We start from the raw sequence: 18,646 nt of genomic DNA on the forward strand, positions 1-18,646 counted from the left end.
CAAACCTTGTCAAGTCGATTCTGGCAGATTGTATGATAAAATGCAGAGTGTGGGGGGACGATGGTGTCGATCGATCCAAAAAAATTGGAAAGCATAATAACACAGATCTCCGGGATAATAGCTGCGCGAGTGGTTTCGGACACGGATGGTCTGAAAGAGATCCACGTGGTCGCCGATTCTGCGAAGAATCCCAAGCAGATCGTTCGAGACGTCGAGACCGCCATACTCGCCTCGACGGGTTTGAGGATCGACAGAAAGATCGTCAGTGTTGCCCAGCTGAACCAGGACTACCAGCCAATGGAGGATTACACGATCGAGTCCGTGAAGGCGGAAGAGGTCGGAAAGAATTTGAGGGTGACCGTCATAATCAGGCACGATGACGAAGCCTACGAAGGCATCGCCGAGGGGCCCAGGACAAGCCTGCAGAGGCTCAGAATAGCAGCTTCAGCGGTTCTGAAGGCCGTAGAAGAGCTCTCCAGCAACGTGTACTCAGTGGACGACGTGAGAGTCGTCAATTTGGCCGGCAAGGACTTTGTCGTTTGCCACGTAACAAGGCTCGCCAACGATAAAGAAAAGAGCATTATAGGCAGCGCGGAAATAGGACGGGACGTCTTGTTCGCCGCCGCGAACGCAGCGTTAGACGCCTGGAAAAGGGCTTAGTTGTCTTCTTCTTCGTTTTTTCCGTTTGCGCTGTACTCAATTACGACCTTCCTGTAAGGCTCGACACCCACTGAGTAACTCTTTACATTTTTGTGCCGTTTCACTATCTCGTGGACCATTCTGCGCTCGAAAGCGAACATGGGATCGAGCATCACTTTGCCTTTCGTGAGTTTTGCACGTTGAATCGCTTGCTTGACGATCGCTTCCAGGTTTTTCTTTCTCCGTTTCTTGTACTGGCCCGCATCCACCGATACAGAAAGTTTCGTGTCGCTCATTCTGTTGAGGTATATCATTGCAACGTGCTGGAGCGCGGCGAGCGTTTTACCGTGCTTTCCGATGAGCCTTCCAAGATCTGATCCGTCGAGTTCCACCAAGAATCTCCTGCCGGAGCAAGATACTTTCACTACCACGTCACCGCCGGCGCTCAAAGCGTTCAAAAGGAATTCTTCTAATTTTCGCGTGAAGTAGTTACTGTTGAAGTTGATCTCAATTTCAGCATCCTTGGAGAACAGACCGAAGATCCCCTTCGACCCTTTGTCTATGATCGTATATTCATATTCACCTTCACGCAGATCAAAACGCTCCTTCGCTTTTTGTAAGGCTTCTTCAACTGTTGGCGCGCTGATCCTGACCTTCTTCACCTCGACTCACCCCTTGGGTCTCAAACCCAGAAGTTCACGTGTGGTGATCCCTCTGATCTTGTAACGTTTGTAAATGTAGTAAGTGACGAGCAATTGAATGACTGTGTTGGTTGTGAAGTACAAAAACAGACCACTCGGCAATCCCACGAACAGGAAAGTGAACGCAACGGACATGAGGATCCCCTGCCAGGCAGATCTGGCATCCTGGCTCGTGATGAGCGTGTTGTAGTAGCTCGCCAGGATCGTGATCAGAACGAACACCGCGTTGGCTGAGAACCCTCCCTTCGACAGGTCAGACCATATCAAGAACCTACCGTTGAACGCGAACTCCTCTTGGAAGTAACGTATCACAGCGTACAACAGAAAGAAAACGGGAAGTTGCACAACGAGCATGAGACAACCGCTCGCCGGATTCACACCTTCTTCTTTGTAAGCTTTCAAGAGTTCTTCTTGCTGCCTCGTTGGGTCTTTGTACTTCTTTCGTATCATCTCGATCTTCGGTTGTAGCTTGCGCATCTTTATCATCGACTTCGTTTGAGCGTGGTAAAGAGGATACAGCGCGAACCTCACAACGATCGTGAACAGAATGATCGCCCAGCCGAAATTCTTGGTGAGCTTGAACAACCACCAGAAAAACCATACGAGGGGATAGAAGACCGGATCGTACCACGCGGAGGAACCGGGAATGGTTTTCAGCGTTGAGACGAGCTCTTCATAGTCCCCCGGGAAAAGTTTTTTCAGAAATACTCTCTTGTAGGGTCCCAGATGAAAGATCAAGGTGGCACTGGAATCAATGGTAACGTTGTTCGACACGATTCTCTGCGAACTGGTCTTAACCAGACTCAGTGTTCTCGTTTTGGGTGCGAAGGACAAAAAGTAATCCTTGATCACTCTGTCGTTGTCGGCAAACCACACACGCGGCAGGCTCACCGTCACCGGGAACTTCGTCTCCAATCGAACCTCGATGAGATACTCCGGAACGTTGCGAAAAACGTAAGTCTTTTTCACATCTCCATAGTCATAGATGAGCGTCAGATCACCTCTGTAACTGTTGGTAGCAACCTGTTCGCCGAAGAGTTGTGCCTCAGCCACGACGTTCAAGGACGTTCCGTCCTCGGTCAAGACATCAAAGCCGTCGTTGTCTCTCTCAAAAACGTGAACTCTTCTTTCAGCCGTCAGGTAGACATTAACAAGATTACCGTTCTGATCGAACTCGTATTCCGCAAAACGCGTTTGGATCTTGATCCCACTGGCAAGGTACGTCACTTTGATCTCGTTCTGTGCCACGCTCAAGCACACTGCAACGATCAGAATCGAGATGATGAGCAACCTCTTCAAGTCGATCTCCTCCTCAGTGTGAATTTTTCTGGTACGGGATCCTCACCACCCGGGTTCAACGGGTTGCACCTGAGGACACGCCAGATGGCGAGCAATAGACCTTTGAACACTCCAAACCTTTCAACGGCTTGTAAAGCGTAAGTCGAGCAGGTCGGGGTGAACCTGCATGTCGGAGGTTTCATCGGGGAAATGTACTTTTGGTAAAACCTTATACAGTTCATGACGAACCTTCTCATGTACCTATCCTCTTCAACAACGCTTCCAATCCATCTCTGATCGTCCAATAGTCAATGGTATCAAGGATTTCGGACAGGGCCTTCCGTGGAATCACAACGATATCGTAGCCTTTGGCGATCTCTAACTTCATGGTTCTGTAGCTCTCCCTGACCCATCGCTTTATCTTGTTCCTGTCGTGGGCTTTACCCAGTTTCTTTCGAACCACGATCGCAATCCTGTTGAAATCGAGACCATTCTTGGCGTATACGACGGTGAAAAGCTCATTCTGCAGAGACACTCCCTCACGGAAAACCCTGTCGAAATCTCGTTTTAACCTCAGCCGTTCCTGGCGGGGAAACGAATGGAGATTCAAACTGCCAATCTCCATCTACCTTTCGCCCTTCTGCGGGCGAGCACTTTCCTTCCCGAGGCCGTACGGGACCTGACGAGAAAACCGTGTGTCTTTTGTCTCTTTCTTCGGTTCGGCTGATAAGTTCTCTTCATCTCGTCTTCCTCCTTCTCCTATTCCGGTTTCTTTCCAATCTGAGTCTTTTCCCTTCTCTTTATCATACCAAGATTGGACACAATTGCCAACGCCCTTTTTTCTCCAATTCCATCCACGGATTTCAGTTCCTCCACATCCGCTTCACCGAGATTCTTCAAGTTCTTGAAAGTCTTCACGAGGTTCTGAGAAACGTTCAGGGGAATCTTCACCGTCTCTTTCAAGAACCTGTAACCCTTTGGATAGACCACAGTTTCACCGGCCTGTGCGACCGTTTGAACGTCGAGGCCCAACTCCCTGATGATCTTCATCTCTGTCAAGTTTCTCTCCTGTTTGAGCCTCTCAATCATTTCTGCGGCCTTATCTGGATCAACATCCGCCGTACTGTAATCCATGATCAAAAGCATCGTGGTCTCCTCGACGTCCGAAAGAACCTCCTCCAGCTGCGCCCAGATCAGACTGGCTTCCTCGCCGAGTTCCACAATGAACGGATAGATTTCTTCGTATATTCTCATCATCCTTATCGCTTTCTCTATAGTCCTTGCCACATCGTAGATGGACACACCCGCGTCAAAGACAGAATCGATGTGAGACAACAGTTTGTCGAGGTTGAGGCGATACTTCTCCATCGCGTTCAGAGCTTGAGACACCCTTGCCATCAACAGTCTGGTGTCACTGAGCACGTACTTGTGGGGTCCGTAATAAACGGTTACGACATTCCTGCGTTTCGAGATCGCAACGACCATGCAGTTCGTCTGACGCGCCACCCTTTCTGCGGTCCTGTGACGCGTACCCGTTTCTCCTGTCGGAATATTTGGATCAGGAACCAGGTGTGCGTTCGCTATCAAGATTTTGGAAACGTCTTGCGAGACAATTATTGCTCCATCCATTTTCGACAGCTCGTACAACCTTTCAGGAGTGAACGTGCAGTTCACTTCAAAACCGCCCTGAATGATGTTTTTGTGCTTTGAGAGATCGTCAACAAAGAGTATCAGGGCTCCAAGATTCGCCGCCATTATGTCATCCAGAGCCTTTCTGAGTTTTGTACCCGGAGACAACAGGGCTATCTTGTTGAGCAATTCACTCGCGATCAACTTTCCTCACTCCCAGAACGTCCAGCAGGGATCTCACGTCTTTCAGCGCACGGCAATTGTTGGCAAGATCTGAACTTGCGGGCAACAGTATTTTTTCCAACTCGATCCTGCTCAGCGCGTCGAGACGATTCTTGATCCTGTGAACAGGCCTGATCCTTCCATCCAAACTGATCTCACCGAGGGCCGCAGTTCTACCCAGTGGAACCTCGGTCAAAGAAGAAACGATGGCGCAGGCGACGGCCAAATCTGCGGCCGTGTCGGTAATTCTCAAACCACCCATCACGTTCACATAAACGTCTCGACTCTCCAGAGAAAGACGTGCCTGACGCTCCAGAATGGCTATAAGCATCAAGAGTCTGGTCAAATCGTAGCCGTTGCTCACGCGTCTTGGCGAAACGGATCTTGTCTTCGACACGAGGGCCTGCAGTTGCACAACGAGTGGTTTCGAACCTTCGATCACGCAGCTGAGACAGTTGCCCGCTGGTGGTTCTTCCACATCTATCAGGAAAGATTCGTCGATCTGTTTCAGACCCAGCTCGGTCATCTCAAAGATGCACATCTCACCAGAAGGGCCGAATCTGTTCTTGACAACCCTGAGGACCCTGTAATCTGTGTTCGCCTCTCCCTCGAAATAGATCACTGTGTCAACCAGATGCTCAACCATCTTTGGACCCGCGATCTCACCACTCTTTGTTATATGCGCTATGAGCAATGCGGGAATCGAAAGCTGTTTACAACGTTCCGTGATCAGTGAAGCAGCTGTACGAACCTGAGCGATGCTTCCAGGATAAGCACCGACTTGCTCTGAATACATGGCTTGGAGTGAGTCCAGGACCAAAAACTCATAAGAGCTGTCCAAGACGTTCAGCACACCTTGCGGATCGTTCTCGCTCAGGACAACGACGTTGTCTTTGAAGCGACAGTCAAACCTCGCCGCCCTGTAGCCAACTTGTTCCGCCGACTCCTCGGCACTGACGTACAACACTTTGAACGTGCTCGCAAGGTGACAAGAAATCTGGAGAGCCAGGCTACTCTTACCGACGCCTGGCTCCCCACCGAGCAGAATTACCTGTCCTGGTAACAAACCACCACTCAACGCCTCGTCGAGTTCAAAAAAACCGGTTCGAATCCTCTTCAACCTCGGTTCTGTTGTGAGAGCCGTCAGACTGACTGGTTCAACCAAGTTCTTTCGCCGTTCACCTTCAACGTTTGTGACCTGCCTGGCCGTGTTCCACGCACCGCAACTTGGACACTTTCCAAACCATTTTGGCGATTCGTAGCCACAGTTTTCACAAACAAAATGGCTGGTCTTCTTCATCCCTGCAGAACTCCTGCCTTTGTCCTGCGTCTCTTAGTGAATTTCAGACCGTCTTTGCCGCGAGAACAAACGATTACGTCACCCGGATTGAACTTGCCTCTGAGTATCTCTTCGGCGAGCGGATCTTCCAGATACTGTTGGATGGCTCGCTTCAAAGGTCTTGCACCGTACACGGGATCGAAACCTTTCTCTATCAAAAACTCTTTAGCAGATTTTGCCAAGACCACGTCGAGTCCCTTGCTCTTCAACCTGTCTTTCAAGTCCGAGATGAGTATGTCGATGATCTTCGAGACGTCCTCCTTTGACAGCGGGTGGAAGACCACTATTTCGTCTATTCGGTTCAGAAACTCCGGTCTGAAAGTCTTCTTGACTTCTTCGAGAACGAGCGTCTTCATCTCATCGTAATCGCGTTGTGCATCTTCCTGAGAGACGAAACCGAGCGTTCTCTTGGACTTGTTTATCAACGTACCTCCAATGTTGCTGGTCATGACGATGATCGTGTTCTTGAAGTCCACCTCTCTACCCTGAGAATCGGTCAGACGACCATCGTCCATGATCTGAAGCAGGATGTTAAAGACGTCCGGATGTGCCTTCTCGATCTCATCGAACAGAATGACTGAGAAGGGTCTGCGTCTGACCTTTTCGGTCAGCGTTCCACCCTCCTCGTAACCAACGTAGCCTGGAGGTGCCCCGATCAACCTCGAAACAGAGAACCTCTCCATGTACTCGCTCATGTCGAACCTAACCAGCGCCTTCTCGTCACCAAAGAGGTGTGCGGCGAGCACCTTCGTCAGCTCCGTTTTACCTACACCCGTGGGTCCAAGGAACAGAAACACACCGATGGGGCGCCTCGGATCTTTCAAACCGCTGCGGGCGCGTCTTATGGCCCTCGCGATGGCCTTTATGGCTTCGTCTTGACCCACGATGCGCTGATGCAATGCCTTCTCGAGGTTCAACAGCTTCTCACTTTCGCTTTCTTCTATCTTCATCAAAGGTATGCCTGTCCAGCTCGACACGACCTCCGCAACCTGATCAACGTCAACGGTTATTATTGAAGATTCGACAGCTTTTCTCCACGCTTGGTACTTTTCGTTCAGCTGTGCGGAAAGTGTTCTTTCCTCTTCTTTCAGTTCCGCAGCCTTCTCGTAATCCTGGTTCAACACAGCGAGCTCCTTATCGTTCTTGATCTGTTCCAAACGCGCCTTCAAAACCTGTATCTCCGGTGGAAGAACAAAGCTCTTCAAACGCGCCCTCGCACCGGCTTCGTCCACCACATCGATGGCTTTGTCCGGCAAGAAGTGGTCCGTGATGTAACGTTTCGACAGATAGACCGCCGCTTCCAGTGCGGAGTCGGTGTACTTGACCCTGTGGTGTGCTTCGTACTTGTGTCTCAAACCTTTGAGGATGTTGAGCGTCTCCTCGGCGCTCGGCTCTCTGACGTAGATCTTCTGGAAACGCCTCTCGAGTGCCGCATCCTTCTCAATGTATTTCCTGTACTCGTCGGGAGTCGTCGCACCTATACACTTGATCTCACCTCTGGCAAGCGCAGGCTTCAAAATGTTCGCGGCGTCCACGGCGCCTTCGGCCGAACCGGCTCCAACAATCGTGTGTATTTCGTCAATGAAGAGTATGATGTTCGGATCTCGACTGACGACCTGCAACAACTTCTTCATCCTCTTCTCGAATTCTCCCCTGTATTTGGTCCCAGCCACGAGCGCGGCAACGTCAAGAGAAAAGATCGTCTTGTGTTTGAGAGGTTCTGGAACTTCGCCTGCGACGATCCGCTGCGCCAGACCCTCAACGATGGCAGTCTTACCGATGCCTGGCTCACCTATGAGTACCGGGTTGTTCTTCTTCCTTCTCACCAGAATCTGCATCACACGCTCTATTTCCTCTTCCCTGCCTATAACTGGATCCAGCTGATTTTTCATCGCAAGAGCCGTGAGGTCTATGCCAAAACCTTCCAGGTGCCTGACGGACGGATTGTCTGACGTTCTCTCAACATCGTAATCCGACTCTCGTTGCTGGGAGCTTTCGACCACTATCCTTCTGAGCGTTCCAAGGTCTACGCCCATTTTCCTGAGCACGTGGACGGCTATTCCCTCGCCTTCTCTTATGATCCCCAAGAGAATGTGCTCGGGTTGTATTTTCTCGCTCCCCAGGTACTTTGCTTCCTCGTATGCAAGTTCGATGACACGCTTGGCCCTGGGCGTCATCTGAGGTGAGCTTGAATAGCCCCTCATGCCCATGCCGACCATTGATATGATCTCGTTTTTCGCACGCGCGTAGGTGACTCCCATCTCACCAAGCGACTCGCTCAGCGGAGAATCCTGCTTCAGTATCGCAAGCAGAATGTGTTCAGTTCCAACATAGGAATGGCCCATTTCGATGGCTTCTTTCTGAGCTTCCACGATCAACCTTGCTGAGCTTTCTGAAAATTTATCGAACATTCGCATCACTCCTTTCTCTCTTTATAAAGACACAGCCAGTGCCACCACATTATTTAGACAGTGCACTATGATACAAGGTACAAGAGAACCGTGAACCTCCTTTATCGTTCCAAGTAGCAACGATGTTACGAATATCTGGGGAAAGACAGAAAATGGATGAAAGAACGAGAACAACAACGATGTCACGATTATCGCACCGTTTGTGCCCAAACGCCTTTTGGCGATCGCTTGCGTGTAGCCACGGAAGGCCACTTCTTCTGCCAAAGGCGCAAGGATTACGAGCAGAACGATCATGGCTGGATCCAAACTCAGTTTTTGAACTGCGCTCGATTCTTGCGGAAAGACCAAACTCGTTACGGCGAGCAAACCGTAAAGCAGAAGTAAGTACAGCAAGCTCCTCAATACGATCCCCTTTCTGTAGACGAACAACGGACCGAGACGTTCCAGTTTCATGATGGTCAGGGTCACGGTCAAAAGCGAAGCATACCACGCCACTGCGGTCCATACAGAACCGCTCGAACCAACTATCAGTGGTCCTGAAAACAGCACCAGCAAGAACAGCAGGAACAGAGTTCGGCTCCTCATGTTTCACTTCTCCATTAAAATTTTACCATCAAAGCAAAACCAGCACCTGAAATTCCAGGTGCTGGAACAGACAAGAAAAAACACCTTAAGTTTTGTCGATTTTTCAGTTTTGAACCGCCTGCAGGCTCTTGTTCACGAAGTTCATGAGGCGGGACTTCCTGCGTGCGGCCTGATTCTTATGAATGGCACCCTTGGATGCAGCCTTGTCTATCGCCGAGATCGCTTCTCTGACCAGTTGCATGATCCTATCCTTTTCTTCGTTGGCTTTGACGGCTTCCACAACCCGCTTGATGGCGTTCTTCATCCTCGTCTTGTAGGATCTATTCCTCTCTCTTCTTTCACTGGACTGCCTCACACGTTTCAGAGCCGACTTGTTGACCTTCTTCGCCACAATTCTTCCCTCCCCTACATGTTGAAGTATCTCTTGAGCTCGTCAACGGCATCGAGCTTCTCCCAAGTGAAGTCGGGATCGTTCCTGCCGAAGTGGCCATAAGCCGCAGTTTTTCTGTAGATAGGCCTGCGCAGATCCAGCTTCTCAATGATCGCCAAAGGACGGAAATCGAACACTTCAAGGATGATCTTCTTCAACTTTTCTTCTTCCACTTTTGCCGTTCCGAAGGTGTCTATCATGAGGGACACTGGCCTGGCTTTACCTATCGCGTAAGCTACTTGTATCAAGAAACGATCCGCAAGGCCTGCGGCAACGACGTTCTTCGCAACGTAGCGGGCCATGTAGTGGGCGGATCTGTCGACCTTCGTAGGATCCTTCCCACTGAACGCCCCGCCACCGTGTGGCACCCATCCACCGTAGGTGTCCACTATGATCTTTCGGCCCGTTAAACCCGTGTCCGCCGACGGACCTCCGAGCACGAACCTACCGGTTGGGTTCACCAGGATCTTTATTTCATCGGACCAATACTGTTGAGGTATCGTTGGTCTTATGACATGCTCGATTAGAGCTTCTCTGAGCTCGTTGATCGTCACGTCGGGCTCATGCTGTGCAGATATGAGGACGGTGTCAACCCTCACGGGCTTCCAGTTCTCATCGTACTCGATCGTGACCTGCGTCTTGCCGTCGGGTCTGAGGAACGGTACAATCTTTTTCTTTCTGACCTCAGCGAGTTTCATCGCAAGTTTGTGGGCAAGAACTATCGGAAGGGGCATGTATTCGGGTGTTTCGTTCGTCGCATAACCGAACATCATGCCCTGATCGCCCGCACCAATCTTGTCGTATTCGTCCTCAAGGTGGTTTTTCTCCCGCGCCTCGAGTGCTTTGTTTACTCCTATAGCTATGTCGGGAGATTGATTGTGGATCGAAGTCAGAACTCCACACGTTTCACCGTCGAAGCCGTACTTTGCCCTCGTGTAACCGACGTCGAGAATAGTGCGTCTCACGATGTCCTGTATGTCCACGTATGCCTCGGTTGTGACCTCTCCTGCCACGACGGCCAAACCCGTTGTAACGAGAGTCTCAACCGCAACCCTTGCGTTGGGATCCTGCTGCAAGATTGCGTCCAAGATCGCATCCGATATCTGATCTGCCAGCTTGTCCGGGTGACCTTCTGTGACACTCTCGCTTGTGAACAACCTCTTCATTTCTCCGCCTCCTTTGTGTTTTGCTCATATTCTTCTTTGCTCACGAACTCTCCACCTTCCAGGCTGAAGGTCCTGACCTTGTAGCTCGAACTGAAGGCTGCGGTGAGGTGCAACTTGTTCGGACACTTCGAACCAACGTAGATTTTATCAATCCTGTACGGAGTGGACGGATTGTCGTAATCGTTTATGAAGTCGTAACCCATGCGCAAATGACTGCGGAAGTACTCTCCGCATCGCGAACATTTGAAGTACACCACCAGGTTGTTCCCTTGTCTGTAGAACGGATCAACTGACAGGTTCTTCACTCTCTTTCGCCTGAAGAACCACATGCTCTCTACCTTCTTTCCAGAACGAATTTCACTTCGTGCTCGTTTTTCCACACGTCTTCACAGACTATAGTCACGTTCGTTCTCGAGGGAATCTGACCCAGTTCGGGGAATCTGTTCAGCTTCACAACATTGCTGCTCTTGTCCGGATACAGTTTGTAGTAAGCGGTGTATCTGTATCCATCTGCCACAGAATTTTCGGTATACACCGCCCAAACGTTGTTGAACTCTTCGAGACGTATTTCACTGAAGTCGATGTGGTAAACCAGATCGTTGTTGAAATAAAGTCTTAGGGATCTGAGACCAATGACGTTCCTGCCCACGCTCGCGACCGCATCGATCGCGATCTTTGGCCAACTACCACGGAATCTGTACACTTCGTTCTCGGTATAGTTCAACCTTTCTCCGTCTATCATTAAACCTCTGACGGTGAAGTTCGCGTCCGCAGGTTTGGGAATGTTCAACATATCAGAAGGATTGTAGCAAACGGTCTCGTCGATGTTTCTGATCTCGAAATGACAGTGAGGCTGGGCCGCCTCGCCCGTCTGTCCAGAATAGCCTATCACTTCTTGAGCTTTGAACCAAATGTTCCTCTCTGGAAATTCCACCACGATCCTTCTCCTCCCAAATTCAGCGACAACGCTGTCGATGATGCTCTTGATCTTCTCTGAAAAACCGCTCAAATGTGCGTACAGGGTTCGAAAACCATTCTCGTGCTGTAATACAACAACGTTTCCGTAGATATCGTCTTCGTCGATCTCGACCCTAACGAGCCAGCCATCAGCCGCTGCAAGTATCGGAACTCCTGAACGCATCTGCGTGGAAAAGTCGGCCCCCATGTGAAAGTGTGGGCCCCTGTTTCCCGTTCCGCGGAACTCTCCGAAACTCGAAGTGATCAGAAGTTGTCCGCCAACGGGTGGCATGAACATCGCCATAGAGATGATCGATACGACTATCAGCACGAGTGAGATCAGCTTTCGCACGCTTCCATCCCTCCATCGAGTAGCGTGGCAAGTTTTTTCAACATACCCTCGCGAGCTCTTATTCTAACAACAACGCCCTCATCGGTGAAGATACTTCTTTTAATCGTTATCTTTTCGCGGTACTTCTCTAACAGATGCAAGCGCTTTGCATCGATAAAGAATTCCCTCTCGGTCTCGCTTTTTCCCAGCAATCGGGAGACCTCTTCGAGGAGCAGATCGATACCTTCTCCCTTCAGGGCGCTTATGAATATTGCTGACGGATAGGCATCGGACAAACGCTCGAGGCTTTCCTTAGAAAGCAAATCTATCTTGTTGAAAACCAGCAGTCGCGGAATCTTCTCAGCTTGAAGCTCGCTCAGAACATCCTCGGCAACCTCGATTTTCTGAACAACTTCTGGATCCGAAACATCGGCAAGCAAGATTATGAGGTCCGAATACGAAATCTCCTCCAAGGTGGACTTGAAAGCCTCTATGATCGAGTGTGGCACTTTTCTTATGAAACCGACGGTATCCTTGAACAGAACGACTCTTCCGTCTGGCAGTTTAACACGCCTCACAACGGGTGCGAGAGTGCTGAACAATTTTCCACTCACCAGTATGGATCGGTCTGAGGAAAGCGTGGCGAGCAGACAGGATTTCCCGGCGTTCGTGTAGCCCACTATCGATACCGTGGCAAGCCCACTGTCCAAACGCAGTTTTCGCTGTTGCTCTCTGTTCTTTCTGAGCTCCTGCAGTTCCTTTCTCAACTCAGCGATCCTCTCGTGTATTCGTCTTCGCCTTTCTTCGAGCCTTGGTTCACCAGGTCCCCTGGTTCCCACGCCTCCCCCGAGTCTCGAAAGACTTTTTCCTTCACCAACAAGCCTCGGTAGCTCGTACTGAAGTCGTGCGAGCTCAACCTGAATTTTTCCTTCCCTCGTTGTCGCATGCTTCGCAAACACGTCCAAGATGACCTGGGTCCTGTCCCTGACCGGCACTTTGAGGATCTTCTCGAGATTCTTCGCCTGAACTGGTGTGAGTTCACTGTCGACCACGACGTAGTCGATACCTAAATGGGCGATCTTCTCCGCTATGGACTCAATTCTTCCACGTCCAAGATAAAAGCGCGAGTCGGGAAACTCGCGCTTCTGTTTGATCAGTTCAACGACTTCTGCACCAATGTTTGCCAAGAGACTCACCAGTTCCTCACAGGACGTCTCACTGTTTTCTATTGTCAGCATCAGAACCTTTTTTAAACCGACAGCTTCATTCGTCCGAACCATCTGGTTGAGCCTGTGATGCTTCCTCCTTTTCCTTCTGTTCGGTTTTCACAAGCCTGACGAACGATGTTGGCATTATCGTGCTTATCGCGTGCTTGTAGATGAGACTCTGCTGGTTCTCGTTCTCCAGCAAGATCGTGTAACTGTCGAAAGAACGAATGATCCCTTTGGTTTGAAAACCGTTCACCAGGTAAACTTTGACTTCGATCTTGCTGGTGCGTAGAGTGTTGAGAAACCTGTCCTGAAGATTGAACTTCTCTGCCATCCTCCAGACCCCCCAACCAAATCACGAATTTTTCTGTGCATCTTCACTCACCATCTCCATGAGTTTCTCAAGAACCTTCTCATCACTCGCATTCAGCCAGGTCGCATCGCAATATCTTCTGAACCAGATGATCTGTCTTCTGGCAAAATGCCTCGTGTTGCGTTTAATCTTTTCCACAGTCCTTTCGAAACTTTCCTTCCCTTCAAGATAGTCGATGACTTCCTGATAGCCTATGGTTTTGAGAGCGTTCAGATCCTTCGAGTATCCCATTTTCAAGAGAGATTTTACCTCTTCGACGAGGCCCTCTTCGATCATCCTTTCTACTCTCTCGTTAATTCTATCATAAAGTTCTCTGCGATCTCTTGTCAAAACGACTATCGTGAAGTTTCCAGAAGGTTTGGAGGCCCTCTGAAGCTGCGATATGGTGCATCCTGTTTGAAACCAAACCTCGAGTGCTCTGATCGTGCGTTTCAGATCGTTCACGTGGATCCTGCTTGCTGCCTCAGGATCGATTCCCTCAAGCATTTTCCTCAACCGACCAGGTTCTCTGGATTCTTTCTCCAAAAGCTCTTGCCTGAGTTGCTCGTTGCGAGGTGCGCCTTCGAAGATACCTCTCGTCAGTGCATCGATGTAGAGACCAGTTCCCCCAACTAACAAGGGTATCTTTCCTCTTGCTCTTATCTGTGAGATCGTTTTCAAAGCATCGTTCCTGAAGTTGTAAACACTGTAGTATTCGTCCGGAGAAACAATGTCGATCAGGTGATGAGGTACGAGTCGTCTCTGCTCCAATGTTGGCTTGGCTGTTCCTATGTCCATGAACCTATAGATTTGTCTCGAGTCAACCGAGACTATCTCTGCGTTCAAGCGCAATGCCAGTTCGATCGCAATGTTTGTCTTACCGACACCGGTTGGACCGGTGACTACGATCATTTCTTTTCGATCACTCCATACAGGACCTGGCTTTTCCTGCTGCCAGTTATTCGATCGACTCTTATCCTGTCGAACAACGAATCGAAGGCGTGTGCTTTCAGAACCACTCTTTTACGTGCGACACGCAACATCTCTTCGATATCTTCATCTGTCACAGTATCATAGACGGCGAAAGGTCTCAACGGGTTCATTGAGGAAGATTCGTAAACGGGATTCTCGAACATTGGATCGCAGTAAACGATGTCGAAAGAATCGTCCGAGCAATTGGCAAAATACTTTCTGTAGTCGATGTTCAAAATTTCTATTCTTCTCATCGCGTCGTTCACCCAGTCTTCCTTGTCTCTGTAATTCTTCAGGCCCTCCCTCACGACGATGTATATGGGCGTAGAAGCTTCCAAGCCAACGACTTTGCCGTCTTTCAGGAAACCGGCCATGAGTATGGCTTCGGCGCCGAGACCAAAAGTTGTGTCCAGAATCCACTCGTTTCCTTTAAGTTGCAGACACTCAATCAGGTGATCTTTGAGTCCCTTCCTGACGTTCCTCATTCTCACTTTGGCAGTGGATGGGTGAAAGAACAGCGATCCTTCTCGGTACTTAACAACGATCCTGTCCGATTCGACAACGTAGCAGTAATCGTTCCCAACAACCTCCAATAGATCGCGAAAGCTTCTTCGCGGTATGTACGGTAAGTTCAATTCCTGTGCGAGTTGCTTGGCTTTCAGCGCCTGCTCTTTCGTCGGCTTATGAGAAGTCGTAACGAAGATCATTGCGCTTTGCTCCCCTTTATCCTGTTTATCTGCTCTGTCAGTTCCTCGATCTGTTGAGAAAGCTCTCTGTCTTTGATCTTGAACTCAACGTTTCGTCTCGACTCGACAACGAAGTGAAGGTAAGTTGCGAGCCAGAGAAAAGCGATCACGAGGAATGAAACGACTACCACATGACGCAGGAAGCCTTTTTCTCGCCCCTTGGTCGGTCTCACCAGAAACACCTCACTTCAAACCCGTCCTTGCGATACCCTGAACGAAGTACCGCTGCGTGAAAAGAAACAGCACGATTATCGGCAGGATCGAGAAGGTGGCAGCGGCCATGAGCATGTTGTACACCGTGCCGACGTCCGTGCTGAAGGTTTGAAGGCCAACAGGCAGCGTTCTGAACTTGTCCTTGTTGGTCACGATGAGCACCCACAAGAACGCGTTCCAGCTTCCAACGAACTTCAAGAGTGCGGATGTCACGATCGCGGGTTTCGACAAAGGAACGACCACTGTCCAGAGGAACCTCCAGTGGGAACAGCCGTCTATCTTGGCAGCGTCCTGCAGTTCTCTGGGAAGCGTCAGAAAATGCTGTCTGAGCAAAAAGATCGCAAAGACACTCACGATCCACGGTATTATGAGCGCATAGTAGGTATCAATCCAACCGAGCCTCGAAATCGTTATGAAGTTTGGAACAAGCAGAACTTCTCCAGGTATCATCATCGTACTCAAAAACAAGCTGAAGATCAATCCTTTACCCGGAAAACTCATCAAAGCGAACGCATACGCTGCCATGGCACAGAGGATAATCTCAACGACTGTGGTCACGGTCGAGACGAACACGGTGTTGATGTAGTAGATACCAAACGGTGCGCTCCGCCAAGCGGCAACGTAATTGTGAAAGACATTGCCAAGGATTTCTCCGAACGTGTAATCCACCCGCACATCGTAACGCTCATCCTCGAGATAAACCGGATCAACGTCTCGCAGCACGAGTTCTATCGTCTGGTTCTGTTTCAATCTCGCCTCGTTGACGAAATCGGGAGCCTGGACGATCTTCATCAGGCTTTGAACCCTTGATTGGAGCGATCTGAGCTTGCCTATCGTGTCTATCTCACTGCACACTTTCTTCAAAGCTTCGAAGAATTCGTTTTCTTCCACATTCTGAGTCAACTGCTCCATCCTACCCAGCACTAAAGCTGCAGCCATGCTGTCTTGTGATCGCAACCACTGTTTCAAGCTTTCAGCATCCTCGAAAGCTTGAAGACTCAAAGATTTCGAATTCAAAAGGTTCAACAGCTGTGAACCCAACTGTTTCATTTGCTGAACGTAGACTCTAATGCTCTCAATTCCGAAAGTGAGAAACTCGGAGTACAGTTTTTCGTCGATTCTCTTTTCCACTCTTTCTGCAAGCCCATCCAGAGATCTGTTCAGCTCCTGCTCAACGATCGCTTTCAGTTCTTCTGGCACATCGATCTGGTTTAGAGACAACAAAAATTCGTCTTTCTTTTCTCGTTCATCCATGAATCTGAACTTCACAACGACTGAGCCAACACGTTCTTTCTGAACCGACTGGAAGAAATCATGCACGAACAGATAAGTCTCGAGTCGATCCAGCACGGTTCGAACCGTTTCCAAGACTCTCTGTTCGTAGAGCCGGATCACGGGATTGTTCCTTAATGGTTCACTCAGGTTGACGGTGTCGAGCTTCTCCATCCAAACGTTCAGTTCACGACGGATACTATCCATTTCCGTTAGATCCAGAATCGCTGTCTTTCCCTTCTTGAAGATCGTCACAGATCCAACGACGTCTGCGCAGGCTTTCTTAACCGATTCCATGAACTTAGAAAATTCGCTCCTGTTATCTTCGGGTATCCTCGACACATAGCGTGATAGAATCTCGATCTGTTCGATGGAAGAATTCGCTGTTTTTTCGACCAGCTCGACGTAGTTTCTCCGATCGAGATACGCATCTTTTCCGTGCAAATACAGAGCGAAGAATCTGCTGAAGAAAGTTTCTGCGTCGGAGCTCTCGTCGAGAATTTGCAACACTTCTTTCTGTTTTGTGTTTTTCACCAGAGCGCTGGAAAACTCTTCGAACACGCTACTCTCCAGTTTGCCACGAAGGAACCCCGCATCTGTTGGGAAAGAAATCGTCATCGTACCCCTGTACACGGGATCATCGTCTATCTGAATTCGTAAGACATTCTTTTCCGTCTCACTCTGAACGAGCACGAGCGCTTCTCTCAGCGTCAAACCCTTCCAATCCAGACCACCGATGGAACCTCGTGACACGTTGGTTTTCAAATGCCACGTTCTGGAAAAATTCTTGCTCGTCCAGATCGGAGGCCAGCGTTCCACCTCGCTCCGCGTTTTGAAAGACGTGGAGACCATCCACGCAAACGGCATGAGCATCACCACAGCACCTATCGAGAGCAAGGTGTAAATCAGAAAACTACTCAACGGACGTCTCATTTTCTCCACCTCATGACACGTACTCCACAACGCTCCTGCCGACCTTGAACTGGATCAGTGTGAAAAGAAGAATTATTGCGAACAATACGTATGCAGCCGCGCACGCTATGCCCATTCGCTGCTGAACGTAAAATCTGTCGAAGACGTAATAGACCATGGTCAGGCCACTGTTGTTGTATGGCCCGGGTAAGCCACTGTACAACACATAGATTTCTGTGAAGACTTTGAACGCGTTTATCAGAGACACAATCAGCAAGAAAAAGGTGGTGGGACTGAGCAGAGGCCAAGTTATGTAGAGAAACTTCTGGCCAACGCTGGCTCCATCAACTTCCGCAGCCTCGTAGTAAGAACGATCGATGCTCTGAAGACCTGCAAGAAAGATCACCGCATTGTAGCCAACGGTTCTCCAGATGGACACGATGGCGATGGTGGGAATCGTCCACCGTTCGTCCTTCAACCACGCGATCTTCTGAACGTTGAAGAACGAAAGAAAGTAGTTCAGCAAACCGTACGCGTCGTCGAAGATCCATCTCCACACGAGCGATATGGCCACAACGGAGGTCACGAAGGGTACGAAATATGCGGTTCTAAAGAAAGCTCTGAGTTTGATGTTCGAGTTCAGCATCAACGCGATCCCGAGCGCCAGGCCAATCGTGATAGGAACGGTGAGCACTACGTAGTAAAACGTGTTGAACATTGCCTTCACGAAGAGATTTCTGTCCCTACCCTCTAACAAGAAATCGATGACGGTGTAAAAACGTGTGTCGAACGCGAGCATGAGCGTTACCGAACCCATGACACCCGCAATCAAACCCGGAATGTGCCTGGAAAGATATTGTTTGGTCCTCAAAACTGTAAAGATGAAAAGCAACAGGCAAAGACCAAGGACGAAGGTTCGAAAGATCGACTCATTGAAAACGTAGAGAAGAATCGATACGACCAGAAGAAACCACGCCACTTTACTTTTTCTGACGGCGCCATACAACGCAACGACGATAAACATCGAAACGAAGATCAAAAAGCACGTCCAAAGAAGAGCCTCCGCGAAGCTGTGGTCCATCGGTGGAAAGAACCTGAATATTTCCCTGTAATTCTCGAATCCTGCAAAAACAGGATTTCTCATGTTCCTGAAATCCCATCTGAAGAAGCTGAGAACGAACGAAAAGGCAACGGGCCAGAACACGAACGTGCCCAAAATCAAGAACGATGGCACCAAGAACAGATAGGCCAGCAACGCCTCGCGGACCCTTCTCTTCACAGAG

21 protein-coding genes are annotated in these 18,646 nt (G+C 49.6%); 1 reads left to right on the forward strand and 20 read right to left on the reverse strand.

The genetic code is table 11. The features are described from left to right. Positions 1 to 63: 63 nt before the first annotated feature. Positions 64 to 660 (forward strand): hypothetical protein, encoded by a 597-nt coding sequence (locus AJ81_RS10160; protein ID WP_231845429.1) that lies wholly within the window; start codon positions 64 to 66, stop codon positions 658 to 660. On the opposite strand, the gene jag is transcribed toward AJ81_RS10160, so the two are convergent. The 20 genes from jag to AJ81_RS10260 all read right to left on the reverse strand — a co-directional run bounded on the left by jag (position 657) and on the right by AJ81_RS10260 (position 18,642). Beyond that, positions 657 to 1,301, reverse strand: a complete 645-nt coding sequence (jag, locus tag AJ81_RS10165) for an RNA-binding cell elongation regulator Jag/EloR (RefSeq protein WP_031502713.1) — start codon at positions 1,299 to 1,301, stop codon at positions 657 to 659. The two genes, AJ81_RS10160 and jag, sit on opposite strands and share 4 nt — an antisense overlap. Before the next feature lie 6 nt (positions 1,302 to 1,307). Then, the gene (yidC, locus tag AJ81_RS10170) at positions 1,308 to 2,645 is read right to left on the reverse strand and encodes a membrane protein insertase YidC (protein WP_407636284.1); all 1,338 of its coding nucleotides are present in this window, start codon (positions 2,643 to 2,645) and stop codon (positions 1,308 to 1,310) included. Further along, complete coding sequence (gene yidD / locus AJ81_RS10175; RefSeq protein WP_031502716.1) at positions 2,636 to 2,875, reverse strand: membrane protein insertion efficiency factor YidD; 240 nt, start codon at positions 2,873 to 2,875, stop codon at positions 2,636 to 2,638. The genes yidC and yidD overlap by 10 nt, the downstream gene beginning before the upstream one ends. Continuing rightward, positions 2,872 to 3,243: a ribonuclease P protein component gene (gene rnpA, locus AJ81_RS10180; protein WP_031502717.1), complete on the reverse strand. Its 372-nt coding sequence runs from the start codon at positions 3,241 to 3,243 to the stop codon at positions 2,872 to 2,874. The genes yidD and rnpA overlap by 4 nt, the downstream gene beginning before the upstream one ends. Next, positions 3,225 to 3,359, reverse strand: coding sequence for a 50S ribosomal protein L34 (gene rpmH, locus AJ81_RS10185; protein ID WP_031502719.1), 135 nt, complete (start codon positions 3,357 to 3,359; stop codon positions 3,225 to 3,227). Before rpmH ends, rnpA begins: the two co-directional genes overlap by 19 nt. 18 nt (positions 3,360 to 3,377) lie before the next feature. Further along, a complete protein-coding gene (gene disA / locus AJ81_RS10190) occupies positions 3,378 to 4,451 on the reverse strand; it encodes a DNA integrity scanning diadenylate cyclase DisA (protein WP_031502721.1) in 1,074 nt (357 codons plus the stop codon). After that, complete coding sequence (radA, locus tag AJ81_RS10195) at positions 4,438 to 5,769, reverse strand: DNA repair protein RadA (protein ID WP_031502723.1); 1,332 nt, start codon at positions 5,767 to 5,769, stop codon at positions 4,438 to 4,440. The genes disA and radA overlap by 14 nt, the downstream gene beginning before the upstream one ends. After that, complete coding sequence (locus tag AJ81_RS10200) at positions 5,766 to 8,219, reverse strand: ATP-dependent Clp protease ATP-binding subunit (RefSeq protein ID WP_031502725.1); 2,454 nt, start codon at positions 8,217 to 8,219, stop codon at positions 5,766 to 5,768. The genes radA and AJ81_RS10200 overlap by 4 nt, the downstream gene beginning before the upstream one ends. A 21-nt stretch (positions 8,220 to 8,240) precedes the next feature. Next, the gene (locus AJ81_RS10205; protein WP_031502727.1) at positions 8,241 to 8,804 is read right to left on the reverse strand and encodes a CPBP family intramembrane glutamic endopeptidase; all 564 of its coding nucleotides are present in this window, start codon (positions 8,802 to 8,804) and stop codon (positions 8,241 to 8,243) included. A 103-nt stretch (positions 8,805 to 8,907) separates the two neighbouring features. Continuing rightward, the gene (gene rpsT, locus AJ81_RS10210; protein WP_096325194.1) at positions 8,908 to 9,198 is read right to left on the reverse strand and encodes a 30S ribosomal protein S20; all 291 of its coding nucleotides are present in this window, start codon (positions 9,196 to 9,198) and stop codon (positions 8,908 to 8,910) included. A gap of 11 nt (positions 9,199 to 9,209) precedes the next feature. After that, complete coding sequence (gene metK / locus AJ81_RS10215) at positions 9,210 to 10,400, reverse strand: methionine adenosyltransferase (protein WP_031502730.1); 1,191 nt, start codon at positions 10,398 to 10,400, stop codon at positions 9,210 to 9,212. Next, positions 10,397 to 10,729 carry a hypothetical protein gene (locus tag AJ81_RS10220; RefSeq protein ID WP_031502732.1) on the reverse strand — a complete coding sequence of 111 codons (333 nt, stop codon included), beginning with the start codon at positions 10,727 to 10,729 and terminating at the stop codon, positions 10,397 to 10,399. The genes metK and AJ81_RS10220 overlap by 4 nt, the downstream gene beginning before the upstream one ends. Positions 10,730 to 10,734: 5 nt before the next feature. Beyond that, positions 10,735 to 11,709: a M23 family metallopeptidase gene (locus AJ81_RS10225; protein WP_031502734.1), complete on the reverse strand. Its 975-nt coding sequence runs from the start codon at positions 11,707 to 11,709 to the stop codon at positions 10,735 to 10,737. Then, the gene (hflX, locus tag AJ81_RS10230; RefSeq protein ID WP_051369031.1) at positions 11,697 to 12,926 is read right to left on the reverse strand and encodes a GTPase HflX; all 1,230 of its coding nucleotides are present in this window, start codon (positions 12,924 to 12,926) and stop codon (positions 11,697 to 11,699) included. The genes AJ81_RS10225 and hflX overlap by 13 nt, the downstream gene beginning before the upstream one ends. A 25-nt stretch (positions 12,927 to 12,951) precedes the next feature. Then, on the reverse strand, positions 12,952 to 13,230 hold the full coding sequence (gene hfq / locus AJ81_RS10235) for an RNA chaperone Hfq (RefSeq protein ID WP_031502737.1): 279 nt from the start codon (positions 13,228 to 13,230) through the stop codon (positions 12,952 to 12,954). A gap of 21 nt (positions 13,231 to 13,251) precedes the next feature. Next, on the reverse strand, positions 13,252 to 14,160 hold the full coding sequence (gene miaA, locus AJ81_RS10240; protein WP_031502739.1) for a tRNA (adenosine(37)-N6)-dimethylallyltransferase MiaA: 909 nt from the start codon (positions 14,158 to 14,160) through the stop codon (positions 13,252 to 13,254). Beyond that, positions 14,157 to 14,927 carry a class I SAM-dependent methyltransferase gene (locus AJ81_RS10245; RefSeq protein ID WP_031502741.1) on the reverse strand — a complete coding sequence of 257 codons (771 nt, stop codon included), beginning with the start codon at positions 14,925 to 14,927 and terminating at the stop codon, positions 14,157 to 14,159. The genes miaA and AJ81_RS10245 overlap by 4 nt, the downstream gene beginning before the upstream one ends. Further along, a complete protein-coding gene (locus AJ81_RS10250) occupies positions 14,924 to 15,139 on the reverse strand; it encodes a hypothetical protein (protein ID WP_031502743.1) in 216 nt (71 codons plus the stop codon). Before AJ81_RS10250 ends, AJ81_RS10245 begins: the two co-directional genes overlap by 4 nt. A 10-nt stretch (positions 15,140 to 15,149) precedes the next feature. Beyond that, positions 15,150 to 17,384, reverse strand: a complete 2,235-nt coding sequence (locus AJ81_RS10255; protein ID WP_031502745.1) for a carbohydrate ABC transporter permease — start codon at positions 17,382 to 17,384, stop codon at positions 15,150 to 15,152. Positions 17,385 to 17,394: 10 nt separating this feature from the next. Then, the gene (locus tag AJ81_RS10260) at positions 17,395 to 18,642 is read right to left on the reverse strand and encodes a carbohydrate ABC transporter permease (protein ID WP_031502747.1); all 1,248 of its coding nucleotides are present in this window, start codon (positions 18,640 to 18,642) and stop codon (positions 17,395 to 17,397) included. Positions 18,643 to 18,646: the final 4 nt, after the last annotated feature.

The organism is Pseudothermotoga hypogea DSM 11164 = NBRC 106472, from assembly GCF_000816145.1.
In the GTDB taxonomy this organism is placed as follows: Bacteria; Thermotogota; Thermotogae; order Thermotogales; family DSM-5069; genus Pseudothermotoga_A; species Pseudothermotoga_A hypogea.

Bases quoted from the DNA above. Each gene is read 5' to 3' on its own strand.
- yidD (WP_031502716.1), bottom strand. From the start codon at position 2,875: ATGAGAAGGTTCGTCATGAACTGTATAAGGTTTTACCAAAAGTACATT.
- rnpA (WP_031502717.1), bottom strand. From the start codon at position 3,243: ATGGAGATTGGCAGTTTGAATCTCCATTCGTTTCCCCGCCAGGAACGG.
- rpmH (WP_031502719.1), bottom strand. From the start codon at position 3,359: ATGAAGAGAACTTATCAGCCGAACCGAAGAAAGAGACAAAAGACACAC.
- radA (WP_031502723.1), bottom strand. From the start codon at position 5,769: ATGAAGAAGACCAGCCATTTTGTTTGTGAAAACTGTGGCTACGAATCG.
- AJ81_RS10200 (WP_031502725.1), bottom strand. From the start codon at position 8,219: ATGTTCGATAAATTTTCAGAAAGCTCAGCAAGGTTGATCGTGGAAGCT.
- AJ81_RS10205 (WP_031502727.1), bottom strand. From the start codon at position 8,804: ATGAGGAGCCGAACTCTGTTCCTGCTGTTCTTGCTGGTGCTGTTTTCA.
- metK (WP_031502730.1), bottom strand. From the start codon at position 10,400: ATGAAGAGGTTGTTCACAAGCGAGAGTGTCACAGAAGGTCACCCGGAC.
- AJ81_RS10220 (WP_031502732.1), bottom strand. From the start codon at position 10,729: ATGTGGTTCTTCAGGCGAAAGAGAGTGAAGAACCTGTCAGTTGATCCG.
- hflX (WP_051369031.1), bottom strand. From the start codon at position 12,926: ATGCTGACAATAGAAAACAGTGAGACGTCCTGTGAGGAACTGGTGAGT.
- hfq (WP_031502737.1), bottom strand. From the start codon at position 13,230: ATGGCAGAGAAGTTCAATCTTCAGGACAGGTTTCTCAACACTCTACGC.
- miaA (WP_031502739.1), bottom strand. From the start codon at position 14,160: ATGATCGTAGTCACCGGTCCAACCGGTGTCGGTAAGACAAACATTGCG.
- AJ81_RS10245 (WP_031502741.1), bottom strand. From the start codon at position 14,927: ATGATCTTCGTTACGACTTCTCATAAGCCGACGAAAGAGCAGGCGCTG.
- AJ81_RS10255 (WP_031502745.1), bottom strand. From the start codon at position 17,384: ATGAGACGTCCGTTGAGTAGTTTTCTGATTTACACCTTGCTCTCGATA.